Annotated in this window: 18 protein-coding genes; 7 read left to right on the top strand and 11 right to left on the bottom strand. The window is 27.4% G+C overall.

Features of this window, described 5'->3' with window-relative positions:
- Position 1: 1 nt before the first annotated feature.
- From ileS to DYA59_RS07080, 4 genes are all read right to left on the bottom strand, one after another.
- Complete coding sequence (gene ileS / locus DYA59_RS07065) at positions 2-2,803, bottom strand: isoleucine--tRNA ligase (RefSeq protein ID WP_115270747.1); 2,802 nt, start codon at positions 2,801-2,803, stop codon at positions 2-4.
- Positions 2,803-5,211, bottom strand: a complete 2,409-nt coding sequence (locus DYA59_RS07070) for a sensor histidine kinase (protein WP_115270749.1) — start codon at positions 5,209-5,211, stop codon at positions 2,803-2,805. The genes ileS and DYA59_RS07070 overlap by 1 nt, the downstream gene beginning before the upstream one ends.
- Positions 5,212-5,216: 5 nt before the next feature.
- A complete protein-coding gene (locus tag DYA59_RS07075; RefSeq protein WP_115270751.1) occupies positions 5,217-7,382 on the bottom strand; it encodes a Tex family protein in 2,166 nt (721 codons plus the stop codon).
- A gap of 251 nt (positions 7,383-7,633) precedes the next feature.
- On the bottom strand, positions 7,634-7,912 hold the full coding sequence (locus DYA59_RS07080) for a chorismate mutase (RefSeq protein WP_115270753.1): 279 nt from the start codon (positions 7,910-7,912) through the stop codon (positions 7,634-7,636).
- An 86-nt stretch (positions 7,913-7,998) separates the two neighbouring features.
- On the opposite strand from DYA59_RS07080, the gene aroA reads away from it, so the two are divergent.
- From aroA to DYA59_RS09685, 6 genes are all read left to right on the top strand, one after another.
- On the top strand, positions 7,999-9,273 hold the full coding sequence (gene aroA / locus DYA59_RS07085) for a 3-phosphoshikimate 1-carboxyvinyltransferase (RefSeq protein ID WP_115270755.1): 1,275 nt from the start codon (positions 7,999-8,001) through the stop codon (positions 9,271-9,273).
- Between the two features lie 258 nt (positions 9,274-9,531).
- Positions 9,532-10,341: a carbon-nitrogen hydrolase family protein gene (locus DYA59_RS07090; protein WP_115270757.1), complete on the top strand. Its 810-nt coding sequence runs from the start codon at positions 9,532-9,534 to the stop codon at positions 10,339-10,341.
- Complete coding sequence (locus tag DYA59_RS07095; RefSeq protein WP_172606963.1) at positions 10,301-10,915, top strand: nucleotidyltransferase domain-containing protein; 615 nt, start codon at positions 10,301-10,303, stop codon at positions 10,913-10,915. Before DYA59_RS07090 ends, DYA59_RS07095 begins: the two co-directional genes overlap by 41 nt.
- A gap of 93 nt (positions 10,916-11,008) precedes the next feature.
- Positions 11,009-11,359: an AAA family ATPase gene (locus DYA59_RS07100; RefSeq protein WP_115270761.1), complete on the top strand. Its 351-nt coding sequence runs from the start codon at positions 11,009-11,011 to the stop codon at positions 11,357-11,359.
- A 109-nt stretch (positions 11,360-11,468) separates the two neighbouring features.
- Entirely contained in the window at positions 11,469-12,074 is a 606-nt protein-coding gene (locus tag DYA59_RS07105) for an AAA family ATPase (RefSeq protein ID WP_115270763.1), read from the top strand.
- 397 nt (positions 12,075-12,471) lie between these two features.
- Complete coding sequence (locus DYA59_RS09685) at positions 12,472-12,600, top strand: RloB domain-containing protein (RefSeq protein ID WP_407918897.1); 129 nt, start codon at positions 12,472-12,474, stop codon at positions 12,598-12,600.
- Positions 12,601-12,961: 361 nt separating this feature from the next.
- On the opposite strand, the gene DYA59_RS09510 is transcribed toward DYA59_RS09685, so the two are convergent.
- The 7 genes from DYA59_RS09510 to DYA59_RS07150 all read right to left on the bottom strand — a co-directional run bounded on the left by DYA59_RS09510 (position 12,962) and on the right by DYA59_RS07150 (position 19,148).
- Complete coding sequence (locus tag DYA59_RS09510; protein ID WP_218564216.1) at positions 12,962-13,180, bottom strand: NUDIX hydrolase; 219 nt, start codon at positions 13,178-13,180, stop codon at positions 12,962-12,964.
- A gap of 325 nt (positions 13,181-13,505) precedes the next feature.
- Entirely contained in the window at positions 13,506-14,786 is a 1,281-nt protein-coding gene (locus DYA59_RS07125; protein WP_115270765.1) for an adenylosuccinate synthase, read from the bottom strand.
- A 17-nt stretch (positions 14,787-14,803) separates the two neighbouring features.
- Positions 14,804-15,499 (bottom strand): tRNA (guanosine(46)-N7)-methyltransferase TrmB, encoded by a 696-nt coding sequence (gene trmB / locus DYA59_RS07130; RefSeq protein WP_115270767.1) that lies wholly within the window; start codon positions 15,497-15,499, stop codon positions 14,804-14,806.
- Between the two features lie 11 nt (positions 15,500-15,510).
- Entirely contained in the window at positions 15,511-16,737 is a 1,227-nt protein-coding gene (locus DYA59_RS07135; RefSeq protein ID WP_115270769.1) for a 3-deoxy-D-manno-octulosonic acid transferase, read from the bottom strand.
- Between the two features lies 1 nt (position 16,738).
- Positions 16,739-17,401, bottom strand: a complete 663-nt coding sequence (gene cmk / locus DYA59_RS07140) for a (d)CMP kinase (protein WP_115270771.1) — start codon at positions 17,399-17,401, stop codon at positions 16,739-16,741.
- Between the two features lie 12 nt (positions 17,402-17,413).
- On the bottom strand, positions 17,414-18,343 hold the full coding sequence (gene prmA, locus DYA59_RS07145; RefSeq protein ID WP_115270773.1) for a 50S ribosomal protein L11 methyltransferase: 930 nt from the start codon (positions 18,341-18,343) through the stop codon (positions 17,414-17,416).
- A 10-nt stretch (positions 18,344-18,353) separates the two neighbouring features.
- On the bottom strand, positions 18,354-19,148 hold the full coding sequence (locus tag DYA59_RS07150; RefSeq protein ID WP_115270775.1) for a TIGR00282 family metallophosphoesterase: 795 nt from the start codon (positions 19,146-19,148) through the stop codon (positions 18,354-18,356).
- 169 nt (positions 19,149-19,317) lie between these two features.
- Between DYA59_RS07150 and DYA59_RS07155 the strand changes: the two genes are divergently transcribed.
- Positions 19,318-20,376 carry an acyltransferase family protein gene (locus DYA59_RS07155; RefSeq protein ID WP_115270777.1) on the top strand — a complete coding sequence of 353 codons (1,059 nt, stop codon included), beginning with the start codon at positions 19,318-19,320 and terminating at the stop codon, positions 20,374-20,376.
- Positions 20,377-20,380 lie beyond the last annotated feature (4 nt).

Below are 20,380 nucleotides of genomic sequence, written 5' to 3' on the forward strand. Positions count from 1 at the left end.
CCTAGTTATTTTTTAGTACAGAAGCACATCTTGGACAAAGTGTAGGATGTTCTACATCTACTCCAACCTCAGTTGAATATTTCCAACATCTTTCACATTTTTCTCCCTCTGCATGTACAACTTTTATGTATAATTCTTTTAATTCTTCTCCCTCTACAAATGTTTCATCATAAGAATTTACTATTTCAACATTTGAAACAATTAATGCTAACTCTAGTCTATCTCTATTTTCTACTAAGAATTTTTGCATATCGACGTTTTTAGAGAATAGCACTACTTTAGCATCAAGAGAATTCCCAATTATTCTATTCTCTCCTTGTCTTGCTTTCTCTAGAGATTTATTGGCTTCTTTTCTTATTTTTATAATATCTGCCCATTTAGCTTCTACTTCTGGATTTAAGTACTCATCATTTTCCTCATACCATGAAGTTAAAAGTACTGATTCCTCATCTTTTAAAGCTTCTGGTAATGTATCCCAAATCTCTTCAGCTGTAAATGAAAGAATTGGAGCTATCATCTTAGTTAAAGTTAATAATATCTCTGTCATTACTGTTTGAGCTGATTTTCTATCTAATGAGTTTGTTCCTTCTGTATATAATCTATCTTTTATAATATCTAAATAGAAAGCTGACATGTCTACACCAGCAAAGTAATGAATATCTTGGAATAAGTTATAGAACTCATATTTTTCATAATTTTCTGTAACTTTTCTCTTTAAAATTTCTAATTTATTTAATGCCCATTTATCAATTTCCATTAAATCTTTGTAAGCTACTTTATCAGTTGTAGGATTGAAATCATTGCTATTACCTAAAATATATCTAGCAGTATTTCTTACTCTTCTGTATGCCTCTGCCATTTGTTTTAAGATATTATCAGAGATTTTCACATCCTCTCTGTAATCTACTGAAGCACACCATAATCTCAAGATATCTGCTCCATATACTTTTATAACATCAGCTGGCACTACTACATTTCCTACCGATTTAGACATTTTCTTACCTTCTCCATCATTTACAAATCCATGAGTTAAGATTTTTTTGTATGGAGCATCATGTGTAGAACCTATTGAAGTAAGAAGTGATGTTTGGAACCATCCTCTATGTTGGTCAGAACCCTCTAAGTACATATCAGCTGGTCTATGTAATAGTTCTCCTCTAGTTTCTAAAACTGATCTATGAGATACTCCAGAGTCAAACCAAACGTCCATAATATTTGTTTCTTTTCTTAATGTTACTCCTTTTAAGTTATATTTCTCTAATAACTCTTCTCCTATTAACTCTTCAGCTGTATGAGTTAACCAAGCTGCTGTTCCCTCTTTTTTAACTATCTCTACTATTCTTGCTAAAATCTCTTTATTATAAATCTCTTTTCCAGTCTCTTCATTGTAGAATACAGGAATTGGTACTCCCCATACTCTTTGTCTAGAGATACACCAGTCAGGTCTTGTTTCTAGCATAGAACCTATTCTATTTCTTCCCCATGCTGGTACAAACTCTACATTATCAAGAACTCTTAACGCTTTCTCTCTTAAATCTGAACCTTCAGCTTTTACGAACCATTGCTCTGTAGCTCTAAATATTACTGGAGTTTTTGACCTCCAATCGTGTGGATAAGAGTGCTCTATATTTTTTAATTTTAATAAGTGTCCAGTCTCTTCAATATGAGTAACTATTGCTTTATTTGCCTTTAAGTAGAATAATCCAGCAAACTGTCCTGCTTCCTCAGTAAGTACCCCTTTGTTATTAATAGGAGAGATTACCTCAATTCCATATCTAGTTGCTACTACATAGTCATCTTGTCCATGTCCAGGAGCTGTGTGTACACAACCTGTTCCTGCATCAGCAGTAACGTGTGTTCCTAATATTATCATACCTGTTCTCTCTAAGAATGGATGTTTATAAGTTGCTCTTTCTAAGTCACTTCCTATAAACTCTTTTACTAATTCATATTCAGCTATTTCCATCTCAGCAAAAGCTTTTTCTGCTAAATCTTTAGCTAGAATTAGATTTCCTTTTTCTGTTTTATATACTCCATATTCGAAGTTAGGATTTAATGATATAGCCATATTTGCTGGTAATGTCCAAGGAGTTGTTGTCCAAATTACTACCCAAGTTTGTTCTGTAAGTCCTAATCTTTCTAATAAATCAGCATTAGCTTCCATTTTTACATAGATAGATGGAGAAGTTACATTCTTATACTCTATTTCAGCTTCTGCTAGAGCTGTTTCTGTAACTGGAGACCAATAAATTGGCTTTAATCCTTTGAAAATATATCCATTTTCATAAAGCTCTCCAAATACTTCTAATTGTTTTGCTTCATACTCTGGTTTTAAAGTTAAGTAAGGATTTTCCCAATCTCCTAGTACTCCTAATCTTTTAAATCCTTCTCTTTGAATTCCTACCCATTTAAGAGCATATTCTGTACAAAGTTTTCTTATCTCTAATGGAGACATCTCCTTTGCTTTCTCTCCTAATTTTTCTGTTACTTTTAATTCAATAGGTAATCCATGTGTATCCCATCCTGGAATATATGGTGCATTATAGCCTCTAAGTCTTTTATATTTTAAAATTATATCTTTTAATATCTTATTTAAAGCATGTCCTATATGGATATCTCCATTTGCATAAGGTGGCCCATCATGTAGTATAAATGATTTTGTTCCCTTACTTAATCCTTTTTCATAAATTTTATTTTTTTCCCATTTTTGAATAATTTTTGGTTCCTTATTTGGAAGATTTGCCTTCATTTGAAAACTTGTCTTCGGAAGATTTAATGTAGACCCATAATCCTTTTCACTCATTATAAAATTTCCTCCTTATATATATTTAAAGTTATTTTTACTTCTGTCCCTTCATCTACTTGGGATGAATATTTTATTACTCCATAGTGATCCTTTATTATTCTTGAAACTATTGAAAGCCCAAGACCTGGAGCATTTTCATTATATCCTACAAACGGTTCAAATATATTTTCTAGTTGCTCTTTAGACATTCCAATTCCATTATCTATTATACTAATTTTTATTTTATCAATATTTTTTTCCTTTGTAACTATTATATTTATTTTTTTATTATTATCATTCTTCCTATCAAAAGATTCCTTAGCATTTTTTATTATTTCATAAAAAGCCCTCGTAAGTCTAGCTCTATTTGCTAATATTTTTGCATTATAGTTAATAAATGTAGATAAATTTATCCCAAGCTTTTCTAATTTAGGCTCTACTTCTTCTATTGCATCTGATAATATTGTTTCTATTTCAACTACTTCTAAAGAGGTATTCTTTTTTACATTCACATACTCATTCAAAATCTCTTTCTCTCTTTTTAGTTTTCCTATTTCATTTTTTATCTCTTCTATCTGAATTTTAAGTAGATCATTATTTAAATTTTCTTTATATATCTTTTTGATAAGTTCCAGTATCTTTTCAAAAGACACCTCTCTTCTTTTAAAAAATCTCTCTACAAGTTTTCCGATAGTAGCTGTTCTTTCAGAATCTATTTTTTCCTTTTCTAAGTTTTTATTTTTTATTCTGATAGAGATATTTAAAAAAAGTAAAGTCAATAATTCAACTTCTTCTTGTGTTACATTATTTTCTTTTCCAAAATAATCTACCACTATACATCCATAATTTCTAATTTCTGTAAATATTGGCATAATTAAAAAATTATTTATTCCTAAACTTTTAAAAAGTTCATTCCCAAGTTCATGCTTATATCCTTTATCATTTTGAAATATTATTCTTCTTTCAATAAGAGATTTAGCTATTAAATTCTTATTTTTAAATGGTATTTTTATCAATTTTACTAATTTATTTAACTCTTCTATCTGAAATTTAAATCCATCTGTTCCATCAGTTCCATTTAATATCTCACGCTTAACTTTATTATTTGTAGTGGCAAATTCCCCTACCATAGTATCAATCTCTCTACTATATCTAAAGTACATAGCTCTACTGAAACCAAGTCCTATCTCTGATGTCAAAGCTGACATTATTTCCTTTACAGTAGTATTCATATCATCTTCTATCTGTATATTCATAAGAATTTTCTCTACAGCGTCTATTCTTTTAAGAGTTCCCACTAACTTTCTATTTTTATTTTTACTTTGTTCTTCGTTAGCTCTGATATCAGTAGCCATTTTATTAAAAGTTTTAGATAAGGTTCTCATCTCATCTACACCTTCAGGTTTTACAAATATTTTGTAATTTCCTTTACTTACCTCTTCAGCTGCTTCAACTATTCTTCCTAATGGTTCTAATAATTTACTAAACATTCTAGCTGATATTGTAGTACTTAAGATTATAAATACCAATACTATAAACATGACAGAAAGAGAAACCATAAGCTTCATAAATTCAATATTCTCATAATATATTCCAACTCCAAAACTTCCTATATAATCATTTTTATAATCATATATATCAGATAATGCAATATAATAAGTCTCATTATTAATACTTCTTTTTTTATAAATATAATTATAATTTTTTAATGAAAATTTATTTATATCACGTCTTATTAAAATTGGAGTATCCTCTTTTAAGTCAAAAGTCCCAAGTTTGTATTTATCATCTATTAATAGAAAAATTTTATCTCTTTCTCCTATTGAAGACAATACAGAAAGATTTTTTAAAGTAGTATTATCTATTGGTAAAGTCAACACTAAATATAATTTTTGATTAGTTTCATCATTATATCTAACAATAATTCTATTGAATATTTTATCCTCTACCTTTGAAAAATAGCTAGTCTTTATATCACTATCAGCATTAGATACATTAGCCTTAAATCCATCTTTATCTATTTTTGAATATATAGAATTATCCTTTGTTTTTCCTAAAACAAAGCCGTTCTCATCAACAATACAAAGTGTAGAATTTGAATATAATTCATAATTTCTTCTTATCAATTGATTTCTTACTAAATTAGCTTTTTCATTATAATTTAATATATTTTCTGAATTCCTAGTTTCAAATGCAAAAAAAGTTCTTAAAGTCTGATTTAAATCATCTTTTACTTTTAAGACTTCTCCATTATAAACCCTATTTATTAAGGATATTCTATCTCTTGCTGATTCTATTACTCTAGATTCTATATTCTGAAAGGCTGTAAATGTTAAAAAAAGAGCTATTGTAATAGAAGATACTGCTATAGCAATATCATTGTAAAATATCATTCTGACTAAAAGGGAATTCTTACTTACTTTCATTACAGCTATTTCTCCTTCTTAGTTAATCCTACTCTCTCTCTTTCTTTATCAATATCTTTTATCCTAACTTTAATAATTTGCCCCACTGACAAAACTTTACTTGGATCATCTATAAACTTATTTGAAATTTCTGAAATATGTAAAAGTGCATCATTTTTTAAGCCTATGTCTATAAAGGCTCCAAATTTTACGACATTTCTAACAGTTCCCTCCAACTCCATTCCAGGTTGCAAATTCTCAATTTTCAATATATCTGACTTTAGTAACGGCTTTTCAAAACTATCTCTTGGGTCTCTTCTATCTCTAATTAAAGCTTCATATATATCCTTTACTGTTTCTGCTCCATATCCTTTTTCTTTAGCAAATTTATTATAATCGAATCCTTTCAATCTTTCTCTAGCTACATTCAAATTAACTCTATACTCTCCTACTGTAAGTCCTGCCTCGGTCAACAACTCTTCAGCTATATAATATGACTCTGGATGAATTATTGTATTATCCAATATATTCTCACCATCTACTATTACAAGAAAACCTGCCATCTGTTCATAAGCTTTTGCTCCTATTCCTTTTACCCTTAAAAGCTCTTTTCTATTTTGAAAGTTTCCATTTTCTTTTCTATAATCAACTATGTTTTTAGCTATATTTCTTTTTATTCCTGAAATATGTGAAAGCAATGCCCAAGAAGCTGTATTTAAATTCACTCCAACACTGTTTACCACATAGGCTATTACACTCTCTAAAGATTCATCTAATCTACCTTGATTTACATCATGTTGATACATACCTACTCCTATAGATTTAGGATCTATTTTAACTAATTCAGCAAGTGGATCTTGTACTCTCCTTCCTATTGAAATAGCACCCCTTACAGTTACATCTAGGTCTGGAAATTCTTCAGCTGCTATTTTTGAAGCTGAATAAATAGAAGCTCCCGCTTCATTTGATATAAGATATTTCGCACTTAAATCATGTTTTTTTATTACATTTGCCACAAAATTTTCTGTTTCTCTTGATGCAGTTCCATTTCCTATTACTATTATATCTATATTATATTTATTTACGTAATTGACTATCTTTTTTTCAGCAGTTTCTAATTGTTTTGGAGTATGCATTTCTTCTATTAAAAAAAATACATCATTTTCTACATAAAAACCATTCTTATCTATTATAGCTACCTTACATCCTGTTCTATAACCTGGATCTAGTGCTAATATACTTTTTTCTCGCAAAGGTGGTTGCATCAAAAGATTTTTCAAATTTTCTTTGAACACTTTAATTGCTTCTTTTTCTGCTTTATCTGTTAAGATATTTCTTACCTCTCTTTCAATAGAAGGAAGTATCAATCTATCTAATGCATCTACTACTATTTTTTGATAAATATCTTGAAGATTTTTATTTTTAAAATCCTTTAGTATAAGTCTTTCTACTCTTGTTCTTACTTCATTTTCAAATCCTATTGAAACAGATAGTATCTCTTCACTCTCTCCTCTATTTACAGCTAAAATTCTATGAGAAGGTATTTTAGATATAGACTCACTATATTGATAATAGTCAGAATAAACTTTTTTTATATCTAACTCTTTTGCTTTCTTACTTTCTTTAGTTGTAATTACTCCTTTATTAAGCATCATCTCTCTGATTTGTTCTCTATAAGCAGGAGTTTCAGATATATTTTGAGCTAATATAAGCATAGCTCCTTCTATTGCTTCATCTACATTAGAAACTTCTTCTGTTATAAAGTCCTTTGCTTTTTCAGTTACTGCCTCATTTGATACAGCTTCTAATATATAATCAGAAAGTGGTTCTAATCCTCTTTCTTTTGCTGTATCTGCCTTAGTTTTTCTCTTTTTTCTATAAGGAAAATATATATCTTCTACCTCTTGAAGTTTAGTTGCTAAAGCAACTGACTTTACTATTTCATCAGTAAGTTTTCCTTGCTCTTCAATAAGTCTAATTACCTCTTCTTTTCTTTTCTCTAAATTTCTTTGATAAGTAACTGTCTCTAAAATTTTTCCAATCTCTATTTCATCAAGATTATTAGTAACTTCCTTTCTATATCTAGCTATAAAAGGAACAGTTGCTCCTTCATCTAAAAGTTGCATAGTATTTATTACTTGAACTGGAGATAATTCCAATTCCTTTGCTACCTGTTCAAATATCTTTTCCATATTTCACCTTTATTTTTCTTTGTTATAATTTATGAACTTCTTTATATTATACCAAAACTTTACTAGCTTGTCTAACAAAAAAGAGTTTTATATATGTGCATCTTTTTTTATTTTTACAAACTTAAAACAGTTCTTTCAACTATTTCTAAACATAAAAATAGAAATGAAATCTATGAAACTATTAGTAATAAAAAAGGCTCAGTATTATACACTGTACCTCTTTTATAAACTCTTTATTTTACATTTTAAGCTCAATCTTTTCTTCCCAAAATATCTCCTTGATACTCTTTTGAGATCCTCATTATTTCAAGAATAAAACTCAAGTAGTATCTTTCGTATTTCTTTTCAATAATAAAAGCTTTATTTTTTTGAATGATATCTTTTTCTCTATTACTATCTAAAATTTTCATATTATGTTGGAACTTATATTCTATTACTTTTTCTACAGCTTTCATTCTTTCTACAAAAAGCTCAGCCATTTCTCTATCTATTTCATTTATTTTAACTCTTGCTTCTTCTAATTTATTCATATCTATCACCTTTTTTATTTAATTATAACACTATTAATTCAGAAAAAAAAGTTGTAAAATATAATAAAAAATTTTAAGGAGTTATTATGAAAGTCAAAATATATCCATCTAAATGTTTTGGTGAAATATTAATCCCACCATCTAAAAGTATAGCTCATAGAGCTATTATCTGTGCTTCTCTTGCAGATGGAAAAAGTAAAATTGAAAATATCACATACTCAGATGATATTTTAGCAACCATCGCTGGAATGAAAAAATTAGGAGCTAATATTGTTAAAAATAAAAATACTTTATATATTGAAGGAGTTAAAAATTTTTCAGGAATAAAAGATGATATAATAGATTGTAATGAATCTGGTTCAACACTTAGATTCCTCATTCCTATATTTTCATTGACAAATAAAAAGATAGAATTTAAAGGAAAAAATAGACTGCTACATCGTCCTTTAGAAATATATAAAAATATCTTTTTGAGACAAGCTCTCTTTTATAAACAAGATAAAAAAAGCATAAAAATCTTAGGTAGATTACAACCTAATGAATATACCATTCCTGGAAATATTAGCTCTCAATTTATTAGTGGACTTCTTTTTGCTCTTCCACTTTTAAAAGAAAATTCTACAATAAAAATTATTCCACCTCTTGAATCAAAATCATATATTGATTTAACTATTGATACATTAAAAACTTTTGGTATTAAAATTAATTTTATAAATGAATTGACCATTTCAATCCCAGGAGGTCAAAAATATATTCCAACTGATTATAAAGTTGAAGGTGATTTTTCTCAATTAGCCTTTTTTGCAGTTTTAGGAGCTCTTAATAATACAATAACCTGTAGAGGTTTACAAATTAATTCAAAACAAGGTGATAAAGAAATAATAAAGATTTTAAAGAAAACTGGAATTAAAATCGAAAAATTAAAGGATGGATATAGATTCTTTAAAGGTATTCCCAAAGGAAATATTATAAATTTAGAAAATTGCCCTGATCTTGGTCCTATCCTTACTGTTTTCTCTTCTTATGGGAATGGAAATTTTAAACTATATAATACCCAAAGACTAAGATATAAAGAAAGTGATAGAATAGTTTCAATGGAAAAAGAATTAAGAAAATTTGGTGTTGAAATATCCTCAGATAAAAATAATATTTATATCAAAGGAAAAACAAAGTACAATAGCTGTGGTGAAGTTTTTGGTCATAAAGATCACAGAGTTATTATGAGTCTTGCTATATTTGCTACCTTACTTGATACTCCTTTGATTATTAATGGTGCTGAATTTATTTCTAAATCTTATCCTAATTTTTTTGAAGACCTTAAAAAGATCAATATTTTTCTCAAGATTTATAATGAGGATTAAAAACTAAAAATGAAATAAACATAAGAAAATATATAAAGTATTAGAAACTTATATAAAACAACTAAGTTTTAAAGAAAGAGAAGGAATATATACCAAAATAACATATAGACTAGAAAATTATCTTGTACTTGATAAAAAAGTAGTGGAAAAAATAAAAAAGGCACTAAAATCTATATTTTTGAGGTAAGGTATAAGTCCTCTAAAGTTTTAGAAGGGGATTAAAAAGGATTTTATGAGGTCAAATTAAAAGGAGAATATATGAAAATAGGAATTTTACAGCTAGATATTTCTAAGGATATAAATAAAAATATTACTAAAATTTCAAAAATAATTTCAAATAATAATGCTGATATATTTATTTTACCTGAACTATCAGATAGAGGATACCTTTATAATAATAGAGAAGAGCTTTTTTCTATAGCTACAGAATTAGAAAAAAATATTTTAATAAATAAGTTGAAAAATATAACATTAGAAAATAAGAAATCTGTAATAGTTGGAGTAGCTGAAAAAGATGGAGAAAAAATATATAACTCTGCTATTATAATAGATAAAGGACAGGTAATTGGAGCATATAGAAAAATTCATTTAACTGATTTTGAAAAGAATTTGTTTGAAGCTGGAGAGGAAAATAAAATTTTTAAAGTTCAGGGAGTAAATATAGGACTTCAAATATGCTTTGATGTGTGGTTTCCAGAAATATCAAGAGAACAATTAAATTTAGGAGCTGATTTAATTTTTATTCTAGGCAATTTTGGAGGAATAACAACATATGAAATTTGTAAAATAAGAGCTATTGAAAATTTAATTCCTGTTATTCTTTGTAATCGTGTTGGAAAAGAAGAAAATAATAGTTTATCAACAAGCTTTTTAGGAAATAGTACCATTTATAATTATGAGGGAACTCAATTAATTTTTCCTTTAAAAGAAAAAGAAATCTATTTAGAATTTGATATACAAGAGTTTAGAAAAAATTCAAATATAATGTGTAAAGATTTTGATTTTGAGAGAAAAAAGGGGTATTTTTGTGGAAAAGAAAGAAAAGATATTGAAATATATAAAAGATAAATATAATCCTATAAGTATATTTGTCTATGGTTCTTTCAATAAAGGAACAAATAATCAAAACAGTGATTTTGATTCATTAATTATAGTAAATGAAAAAGTTACTTCGTACGATAATACTATGATTTCAAATACCTATTTAGATTTATTTATCTATACTTTAGAAGAAATTGAACACCTACAAAACCTACAAAATTTTGTACATCTTTATAATGCTTCTCTTGTATTGGATAACCAAAATATTGGGAAAAATTTCTTAAAAAAAATAAAAAAGTATGTGGACTTGAATTCCTTAAAATCTTTAGAAGAGAAAAAACATTTATCTATTTGGATTGATAAAATGATTGAAAGAATAAAAGTAAAAGATACAGAAGGAATGTATAGATATCATTGGTTGATAATGGACTCCTTGGAACTATATTGCATATTTCGTGATAAATTTTTTCGGGGTTCAAAGGATACTATAGAGTATTTAGAGAAATATGATGAAGTTGGATATAAATTATTTTGTACATCTTTAAAAAATTTTGATATTGATAATCTTGAAAAATGGTGTTTATATATTAAAACAAATTAATTTTCTAATATATTTGAGAAATTTCCTCAAATAATTCTAAATCAAATTAAAACATGATATAATTTTCTTAAAAATAGTATAAGGAGGTTGCTCATGTTAATACAATTTTCTTTTAAAAATTTTAAATCTTTTAAAGATGAAGTAACTCTTGATATGACAGCTTCTTCAATCAAAGAACATACAGATAAATTAATTGAAAATGGAAATGAAAAATATCTTAAAGTTACAGCTATATATGGTGCTAATGCCTGTGGAAAATCTAATGTTATAGAAGCTTTTTCCCATATGAAAAGAATTATTTTAGATTCTTTTACTGAAGAAGCAAAGTGGGAAAATATCCCTCTAAAGAGATTTGCTTTTGATGAAGAGAGTAAAACTCTAATAGTATGTTTGAAGTCTTTTTTAAATACAATAATGAAGTATATCAATATGGCTTTGAATTAGATAATCATAGTATAAAAGAGGAATGGCTATATAAAGAAAAAAAGTAAAATATAGAAAGTTTGAGTTAGTTTTTGCTAGAGAAAATAATAGTTTTGAACTTTCAAAAGAATTGAAAATATATAGTGAAATGTTAAATGGACTTTCTGAAAAAACTCTTATCTTATCTTTCTTAGCTAATATTAAAATTGGAGATATAAAGAATACTTATGAGTGGTTCAAAGAAACTAAAGTTTTAAATCTAGGAACTTTTAATTCAGGAGAAAATTTATCTGAATTTTTACCAAAAAAGCTATTAAAAGGAGATTTAAAAGCTAAAGATAATTTCAATAATTTTCTTTCAGATATAGATGTAGGAATTAAAGATATAAAGATTGAGGAAACTAATAATGAGGATAAAGGGAAATATAGTATTTTTTCTATTCACTTAAACAACGATACTAATAATAATGAATATCTGCCTATATCTGAAGAATCTGATGGAACATTAAAGATGATTTCTCTTTATTCAGATATAGAGAAATGTCTAAATAATGGTGGAACTATCTTTATAGATGAACTTGACGTAAAGTTACACCCACTTTTAACTAAATATTTAATTCAAAAATTTCACAATAAAAATAGTAATCCTAATAAGGCACAACTTATTTATACAACCCATGATGTAATTAACCTAAAGAAAGAAAACTTTAGAAGAGATGAGATTTGGTTTGTATAAAAAAATATAAAGAATGAATCAACACTTTATTCCCTTGTAGAATATAAAATAGATAATAACAAAGTTAGAAATGACGCAAGTTATAATAAAGACTACTTACTTGGTAAGTATGGAGCTTTACCATTATTAAAAGAGTTTGAGAAAATATAATAGGATTTGATGATTTACATAGAAAAAGACAAAGGAATTTAAGGAAAAGAAAAACTTTATAACTCTAAAAGTTGACTGTGTAGATATTATAGTAAAAGGAAGAAATACTGAATCTCTAGTTGAATATACTAAAAAACTTAGAGAAATGCACTAATTGGTTATGGAAATGTTTGGTGTGTATTTGATAAAGATTCATTTAATCCTAATCAATTTAATAGTGCTATAATAAAAGCTGAAAAATGAAGATATAAATGTTACTTGGTCTAATGAAGCTATTGAACTATGGTTCTTACTTCATTTTGAATTTATTAGTACTGGAATTTCAAGGGAACAGTATATTGGAAAATTAAACTTCTACTTTAAAAAAATAGTATAAATAATGGAAAGTATAGAAAAAATCTTGCTAATATTTATGAAATTTTAGAAACTTATGGTAATTATAATTCGGCTCTTAAATTTGCTAAAAGATTAGAAGAACAACATAAAACAAATACTCCAGCTAATAGTAAACCTATGACCAAAGTTTATAAGCTAGTAGAAAAACTAAAAGAGTTATTAAATAGAAAGTAAAAAAAAGCTGTTGTACTCAATTACAACAGCTTTTCTTTTTTTAAGTATCACTTTTATCTCAAGTTAATTTATCATTTGATTTACTTTAATAATTAATTTTGAATAAATATTTTCAACAATCCACCTTTCACTTGATTTTTGGGGGATTTCTTCTATATTTATCAATTCTAAGTTACTATTTCATCATGTTTTATAAATAATTTTTCAGTAGTATTAGCTTCTAATAAAAATGTCAAATTCAAATGGAGATGTGAAGAAATATATTCTCCATTTTTCATATGCCCTGCTACTGTAAGTACTTCTAAAGAAAAAATATTTTCAGATAGAAACCTAATATTAGTTAGCCCACTTTCTTCTTTTATTTCTTTCAAAATTACATTTTTCAAATTACTATCTCCATCAGTATGTCCTCCTAACCAAATCCATGAATCATATATATTATGATAACACATTAATACTTTTTTTCTATCAAGACTTACTATCCAAGTAGAGACAGTAAAATGGTATTTTTTATTATCTCTTGTTAAAATACCTTTTTCTTTTTCAAATATTTCTAAAATAAGCTCCTTATCTTTTTTTCTTGTTCATTAAAAGGTACATAATTTTTAATATCTCTTTTTAATTTTTCCATGTTCCTACCTCAAGTTCTTTTAAAAATTTTTATAAGTCCTATAAAAATTTAACTTTATGAGGTATATATCTATTTATTTTTTATATTTCTCTTATGTGTATATTCTGACTTCTATCAGGTCCAACTGAAACAACTGATATTGGACAATTTAAAAATTCCTCCATTCTTTTGATATATTTTTTACAGTTTTCTGGTAACTCTTCATAAGTTTTCATTTGAGAGATATCTTCTTTCCATCCTGGTAACTCTTCATATATAGGTTTTGCTCTATATAGTATCTCAGTAGATGCTGGAACGTAATCATATCTCTTTCCATCTATCTCATAAGCTACACAAATTTTTACTGTATCTAATCCACTTAATACATCTATCTTAGTAATAACTATATCTGTAAGTCCGTTGATATCCACAGCATATTTCCCAACTACTAAGTCTAACCAACCACATCTTCTAGGTCTTCCTGTAGTTGCTCCATACTCTCCACCTATTTGTCTTAATTTTTCACCTAACTCATCATTTAATTCAGTAACAAAAGGTCCCTCTCCAACTCTTGTAGTATAAGCTTTCATTACTCCTATACCTTTAGTTATTTTTCTAGGAGAAACACCTACTCCTGTAGTAACTCCTCCAGTAGTAGGTGATGAAGATGTTACATATGGATAAGTTCCATAATTTATATCAAGCATCATAGCTTGAGCTCCTTCAAATAGAACTAATTTATCTTCATCTAATGCTTTATTTATTTCTGGTATAGAGTCTATTATTCTATGTCTTAATCTATCAGCATATCCTGTGTAGTCAGCTAATATTTTTTCATAAGAAAGTGGCTCTGATTCATATATCTTTGTTATTATTTGATTCTTCTTTTCTAAAAATCTTTTTAATTTTTCAGCAAAGATATCCATATTTAAAAAATCTACAGCTCTTATTCCAATTCTGTTTATTTTATCAGCATAACACGGCCCAATTCCTCTTTTAGTAGTTCCTATCTTATTTTCTCCACTAGTTTCTTCATTTAACTCATCTATTCTTATGTGATAAGGCATAATTATATGAGCTCTATCACTAATAAATAAATGATCTACTTTAGCACCTTTTTCTTCCAATGTATCTAATTCCTTTAGTAATACTTTAGGATCTACAACAACACCTGGACCTATTATACATTTTCCATTTCCATGTAACATTCCAGATGGTAGTAGATGAAGTATAAACTTCTCTCCATTTACTACTACTGTATGTCCAGCATTATTACCACCTTGAAATCTCACAACATAATCAGCTCTATCTGCTAATACATCTATTATTTTTCCTTTTCCTTCGTCACCCCATTGAGTCCCTACTACTACATATCCAGCCATTGTTACCTCCTACTAGCCTACTTTATTTTTTCAATTTCAATATAGTTAATATTTTTATTATGCTTACATAAAAACAGTTGTTCAAACTCTGTTTTTATATTATTTTCTACTTTTTCACTTTTATGTAAATCTGAAGTATAATACACCACTCTATATCCATTTAAATTTTCTACTAAATCAATTACATCTTGATAATATTTATCATGATCAGTTTTAAAGTAAAACATTCCACCTTTTTTCAATATTACATCTAAAGTTTTGAAAAAACTCTCTTGCACAACTCTATTTTTCTCATTTTCTTCCCAAGGATCTGGAAAATTTACATAGATACCATCAACTTCATTTTCAGCTACAAACTCAAGTATCTCTTCTCCTCTTCTTCTTAAGAAAAGTGCATTTGTAGAACCATCTCTTTTTACTTTTACAGCTGATAGTACAAGTCTTTTAAATCTAAGTTCTAATCCCATATGATTTCTCTCAGGATATCTCTTTGCCATTCCTTGTGCAAAATTTCCACTACCTGAACCTATCTCTAAGTATATAGGATTATTATTTCCAAAGAACTCATGCCATTTTCCCTTATAAGAGTCCATTATTTTCTTATCATATATGATATATTCTGGATATTCTAAAAGCTTAAACATATATGGATTATAATTTTTTCTTGGACTTTTGAAAAAGTGGCTCCATAGATTTTCTCTTAAATCTTCCATTTCTCCTCCATTTATATTAATTTTTTTATTCTCTCTACAATCTTATCTGCTGTTCTACTATTTTTCTCAAATAGCTCTTTTATTTTTTCAATAGAACTTTCTTGTTTTACATCTATCTCTTTAATAGCTTCTAAAAAATCTTTTACATTAGTTACTTTATAACCTAATCCCAACTCTAATATCTCTCTAGATATCTCCTTTACATTTTGTAAATATGGACCAAATATGGGAGTCTTTCCATAAAATAATGGTTCAAGTAAACTATGCCCCCCAATATTTACTAAAGTTCCTCCTACAAAAGCTATGTCTGTAATTGAGTATATCTTTCTTAATATTCCTATTTTGTCTACTATAACTATGTCAGTTTTTTCTTTTTTGCTATCTATCTCACTATATTTTTTATAACTAAATCCATACTCTTTTATAATCTCTTCTATCTTAGGAGTTCTCTCTATATGTCTAGGGACTAAAACCAATAATGTATCTTTTAATTCTTTAAATGTATCAAGTAAAACCTCATACTCTCCACTTCTACTACTTCCAGCAGTAAAAATTTTTCTACCATCTATATTAAATAAACTTTGTAACTCTCTTTTCTCCTTATCATTATACTTTTGAAAAGATATATCAAATTTTAAATTTCCAAGAATTTCTACTCTATTTTTTTCAGCACCTATCTCTATTATTCTTCTACTATCTTCATTACTTTGCATATAAAATCTGTCTACACACAAAAATATTTTTTTCAAATAACTAGATAGCTTTTGATATCTCTTAAAGCTCCTATCAGAAATTCTTCCATTTACTATAATGACTTTCGATTTTTTCCCAATCTCTGTTATTAGATTTGGCCAAATCTCAGTTTCTACTAAAATCAATAGATTTAACTTTATTCTCTTTAAAATATCTAAAATGTTTTTTCTATCATCTAATGGAAAATAAAAAATATCTACTCTCTCATTTTTTCTAAATTTATCTCTGGCTACTCCTATTCCAGTGTCAGTAAACATAGTCAGAAGTATTCTTTCATTTCTATTCTCTAAAAGTTTTTTTATTAGAGTTTCAGAAAGATTTATCTCTCCTACTGATGAACAGTGTACCCATATATACTCTTCTTTTTTTAGTGAAGAAAAATCTTGTTTCAATCTTTTTTTTAAGAACTCTCCCTTTCTTCCACCTATCATCATTAAAATTAGAATAAAAGGTTGTAATATCCTTCTAATTATTTGATAAAACATTCTAAACTCCTATTTTTTCATCTATATATTTAGAAATAACCTCTACTACCTCATCAATACTCATAGTACTACTATCTATTTCATGAGCATCTTCAGCTTTTTTTAGAGGACTTTCCTTTCTAGTAGAATCTATAAAATCTCTCTCTTTAATAGATGTTAATACTGATTCATAATCAGCCTCTACTCCTTTTTCTTCATACTCCTTAAGTCTTCTTTTGGCTCTTTCCTCTGGAGAAGCTACTAAATATATCTTTACATCTCCATTTGGAAATACTACTGTACCTATATCTCTACCATCTAAGATAACACTTTTTCCTTTGCTTATTTCTCTTTGTAAATCTACAAGTTTTACTCTTACCTCTTTTATTGCAGACACTGGAGATACTATTGCACTTACTCTAGGAGTTCTTATCTCATCAGAAACATCTTTTCCATTTAGAAAAAATTGATTTCCTACAATATCTAACTTTGTATTTTTAAGCATAGTTTCAATAGCTTTGCTATCTTGTAAGTCAATACTATTCTTTAAAGCATAAAGGGCTATCATTCTATACATAGCTCCAGTATCTAGGTATGTAAATCCATACTTTTTAGCTATTATTTTAGCTATTGTACTCTTTCCACTTCCAGCAGGTCCATCTACTGTAACTATAAACTCTTTCATTTTCCCTCCTAATTATGCTTTTATAAGTATAGCTCTCCACTCTTTATCAGCTTTTATCTCTTCTACTGTAAATCCTAAACTCTCTACTTCTCTTTTTAATAACTCACATTTATCTTCAATAATTCCAGAGAAGATAATCTTTCCATTTGGTTTTACAACCTTTGAAATATCATGTAAAAGTATAAGTAGTACATCAGCTAGAATATTAGCCACAACTACATCAAATTTCTTATTCTCAACAACAGAGATTAAATCTCCTTTATAAACTTTAGCTTTCTCTTCACTAATTTTATTTAATTCAAGATTTTCTTTAGCTGATTCAACTGCTAATTCATCTATATCAGTTCCATATATTTCACTAGCTCCAAGTCTATCAGCTGCAATCATAAGTATTCCAGAACCTGCTCCTACATCTATTACACTATCTCCTTCAGAGATATTCTCTTCCATAAGTTTTAAACATAGTGAAGTAGTAGGGTGTGAACCTGTACCAAAAGCTCTTCCTGGATCTAATTCTATTATAAGTTCATCAGCTTCTGGAGTATACTCTCTCCAAGTAGGTTTTACTACAAATTTTTCACTTACTTTTTCTGGGAATAAATATTTTTTCCAGCTATTTTGATAGTCTTCTTCATCATACTCATAAAAATCAACTGTATAGATTATATCATCTCTATCAGCAAATTTTTCTTCAAAAGTAGATAGTATTGCCATCTTTCTCTTTTCAGCATAAGGATTTAATGGAAAGTAAGCAGAAATAGCATGATCTACCATTAAAAATTCCTTCTCATTTTTATAAAAATCTAACGGATTTTTACTTTTCATTGGTTCTTCTATCTTTAATCCAGTTACTCCAAACCCATAAAATATATCTGAAATCTCTTTAGTAGCTCTTTCTATATCATCACTTTCATATATTACTTTTATCTCTACTACTTTCATTCTTCACTCCTTATAAATATGAGATCTCCATAAGTGTTTTACTAATTCTCTCTATTTTTTTACACTCTCCAGTTTCCTCATCTAGCTCTATATCCAATCCACAAAGTCTTTCATTTCCTTCTGCTATTTCAAATCTTTGAGGAAGAGAGTTTAAAAATTTTGGTAATACAGATTGAACTTTCATTCCTATTACTCCATTTTCTGAACCTGTCATTCCAACATCTGTAATATACCCTGTTCCCTCTGGTAAAATTCTCTCATCAGCTGTCTGTATATGTGTATGAGTTCCAAATACTACAGAAGCATAACCATCTAAATGCCAACCCATAGCAATTTTTTCTGATGTTGCTTCAGCATGAAAATCTACTATTATAAATTTTGTCTCTTTCCTAATCTCTTTTATTATCTCTTTAGCTTTTTTAAAAGGACAATCAATAGGTGGCATAAATACCCTTCCTTGAATAGATAGCACTCCTATTTTATTTCCCTTTCTATCTTTTACTATCGTATATCCTTTACCTGGTGTATTTTCATCTGGATAGTTAGCTGGTCTTAAAACTCTATCACTTCTATCTAAGTATTCATATAGCTCTTTTTTATCCCAAATATGATTTCCACTAGTTATTACATCACAACCCCACTCTTGTAATTGATCAGCTAATTTTACTGTAAGTCCAAATCCAGCAGCAGCATTTTCTCCATTTACAATTATAAAGTCATAACCTTTTCCTTTTTTCTCTAAAAAAGTTTTTAAAGTCTCTCTTCCTGGGCTTCCAACTATATCTCCTACCACTAAAATTCTCATTAATTTCCCTCTTTCTATCAATAGGTTTTTACATTCAATTATATCATAAAACCCATAATTTTGTCCAAAAATTATTTAATTTTTATTTATTTCTAAGTATATCTTTTCTTTTTTTGCCATAAAAAAATGTTAGTATATCTATAAAATAACTACTTGAAAGGAGAAATTTATGTACTTAAATTTTTTAAATTATTTTAGGGGATTTGCAATTTTTTTAATTGTTATGGGGCACTCCTTCTATATTACTAATTTTTTTAATCTTAGTAATCCCATAGGTAATCCATTTTTCAGAAAACTTTTTTTTACTATGACTACTGGAGGAACATCATTATTTGTCTTTATATCTGGATTTTTATTCCATCATATTTTTTATTCTAGAGGATTCAACTTTAAAAAATTTATGAAAAATAAATTTAAAAATGTTTTTCTCCCATACTTAATTATAATTACTCCTATTATAATGATTAAATTTCCTGAAACCCTTACAGAAACATCTATCAATATTTCTGATATCATCAGGCTAATACTTATGTACCTTTCTGGTGCTTTACTTGATTCTACTTGGTATATTCCATTTGCCTTTTTACTCTTTATATCTTCTCCACTTTTCATAAGATATATAGAAGCTAAAAAAGGAAAAATACTTATAATTATAATTGGATTATTAATAGGAATGTTAATACATAGACCTGCACATAATTTACATATCAATGTAATTCAAGCACTTCTTTATTTTTCTCCAGCTTATTGCCTTGGAATATATATATCACAAAATAAAGAAAAACTTTTACCTTATTTAAAAAAATATAATTCTTTTATATTTTTACTTTGGATAGGAATGGGAATTTTTCAAGTACATATAAATAAATTTATGAATATGCATAAAGCCAATATGTTTGTTTATAACGGAATTGACTTAATGGGAATACAAAAGATAATAGTTTGTCTATTCTTTGTAGGCTTATTTTACAAAATACAAGATAAAAAATATATTTTAATAGAAAAACCCCTATCTCTTTTAGCAAATTATAGTTTTCCCATATTCTTTATCCATAATTACTCTATACTAATTACAAAATATTTTTTAGAAAAATATAACTTAACATTAAATTTTAGCTATTTAGGACTAATATTATTTACCACATATATTTGTATAGTTTCTATGATTTTTACAAAAATAATAAAATTAATTTTTAAAAAAAATAGTAGAATGATAATAGGTGGATAGAAAA

Source organism: Fusobacterium necrogenes, assembly GCF_900450765.1.
Lineage (GTDB): Bacteria > Fusobacteriota > Fusobacteriia > Fusobacteriales > Fusobacteriaceae > Fusobacterium_A > Fusobacterium_A necrogenes.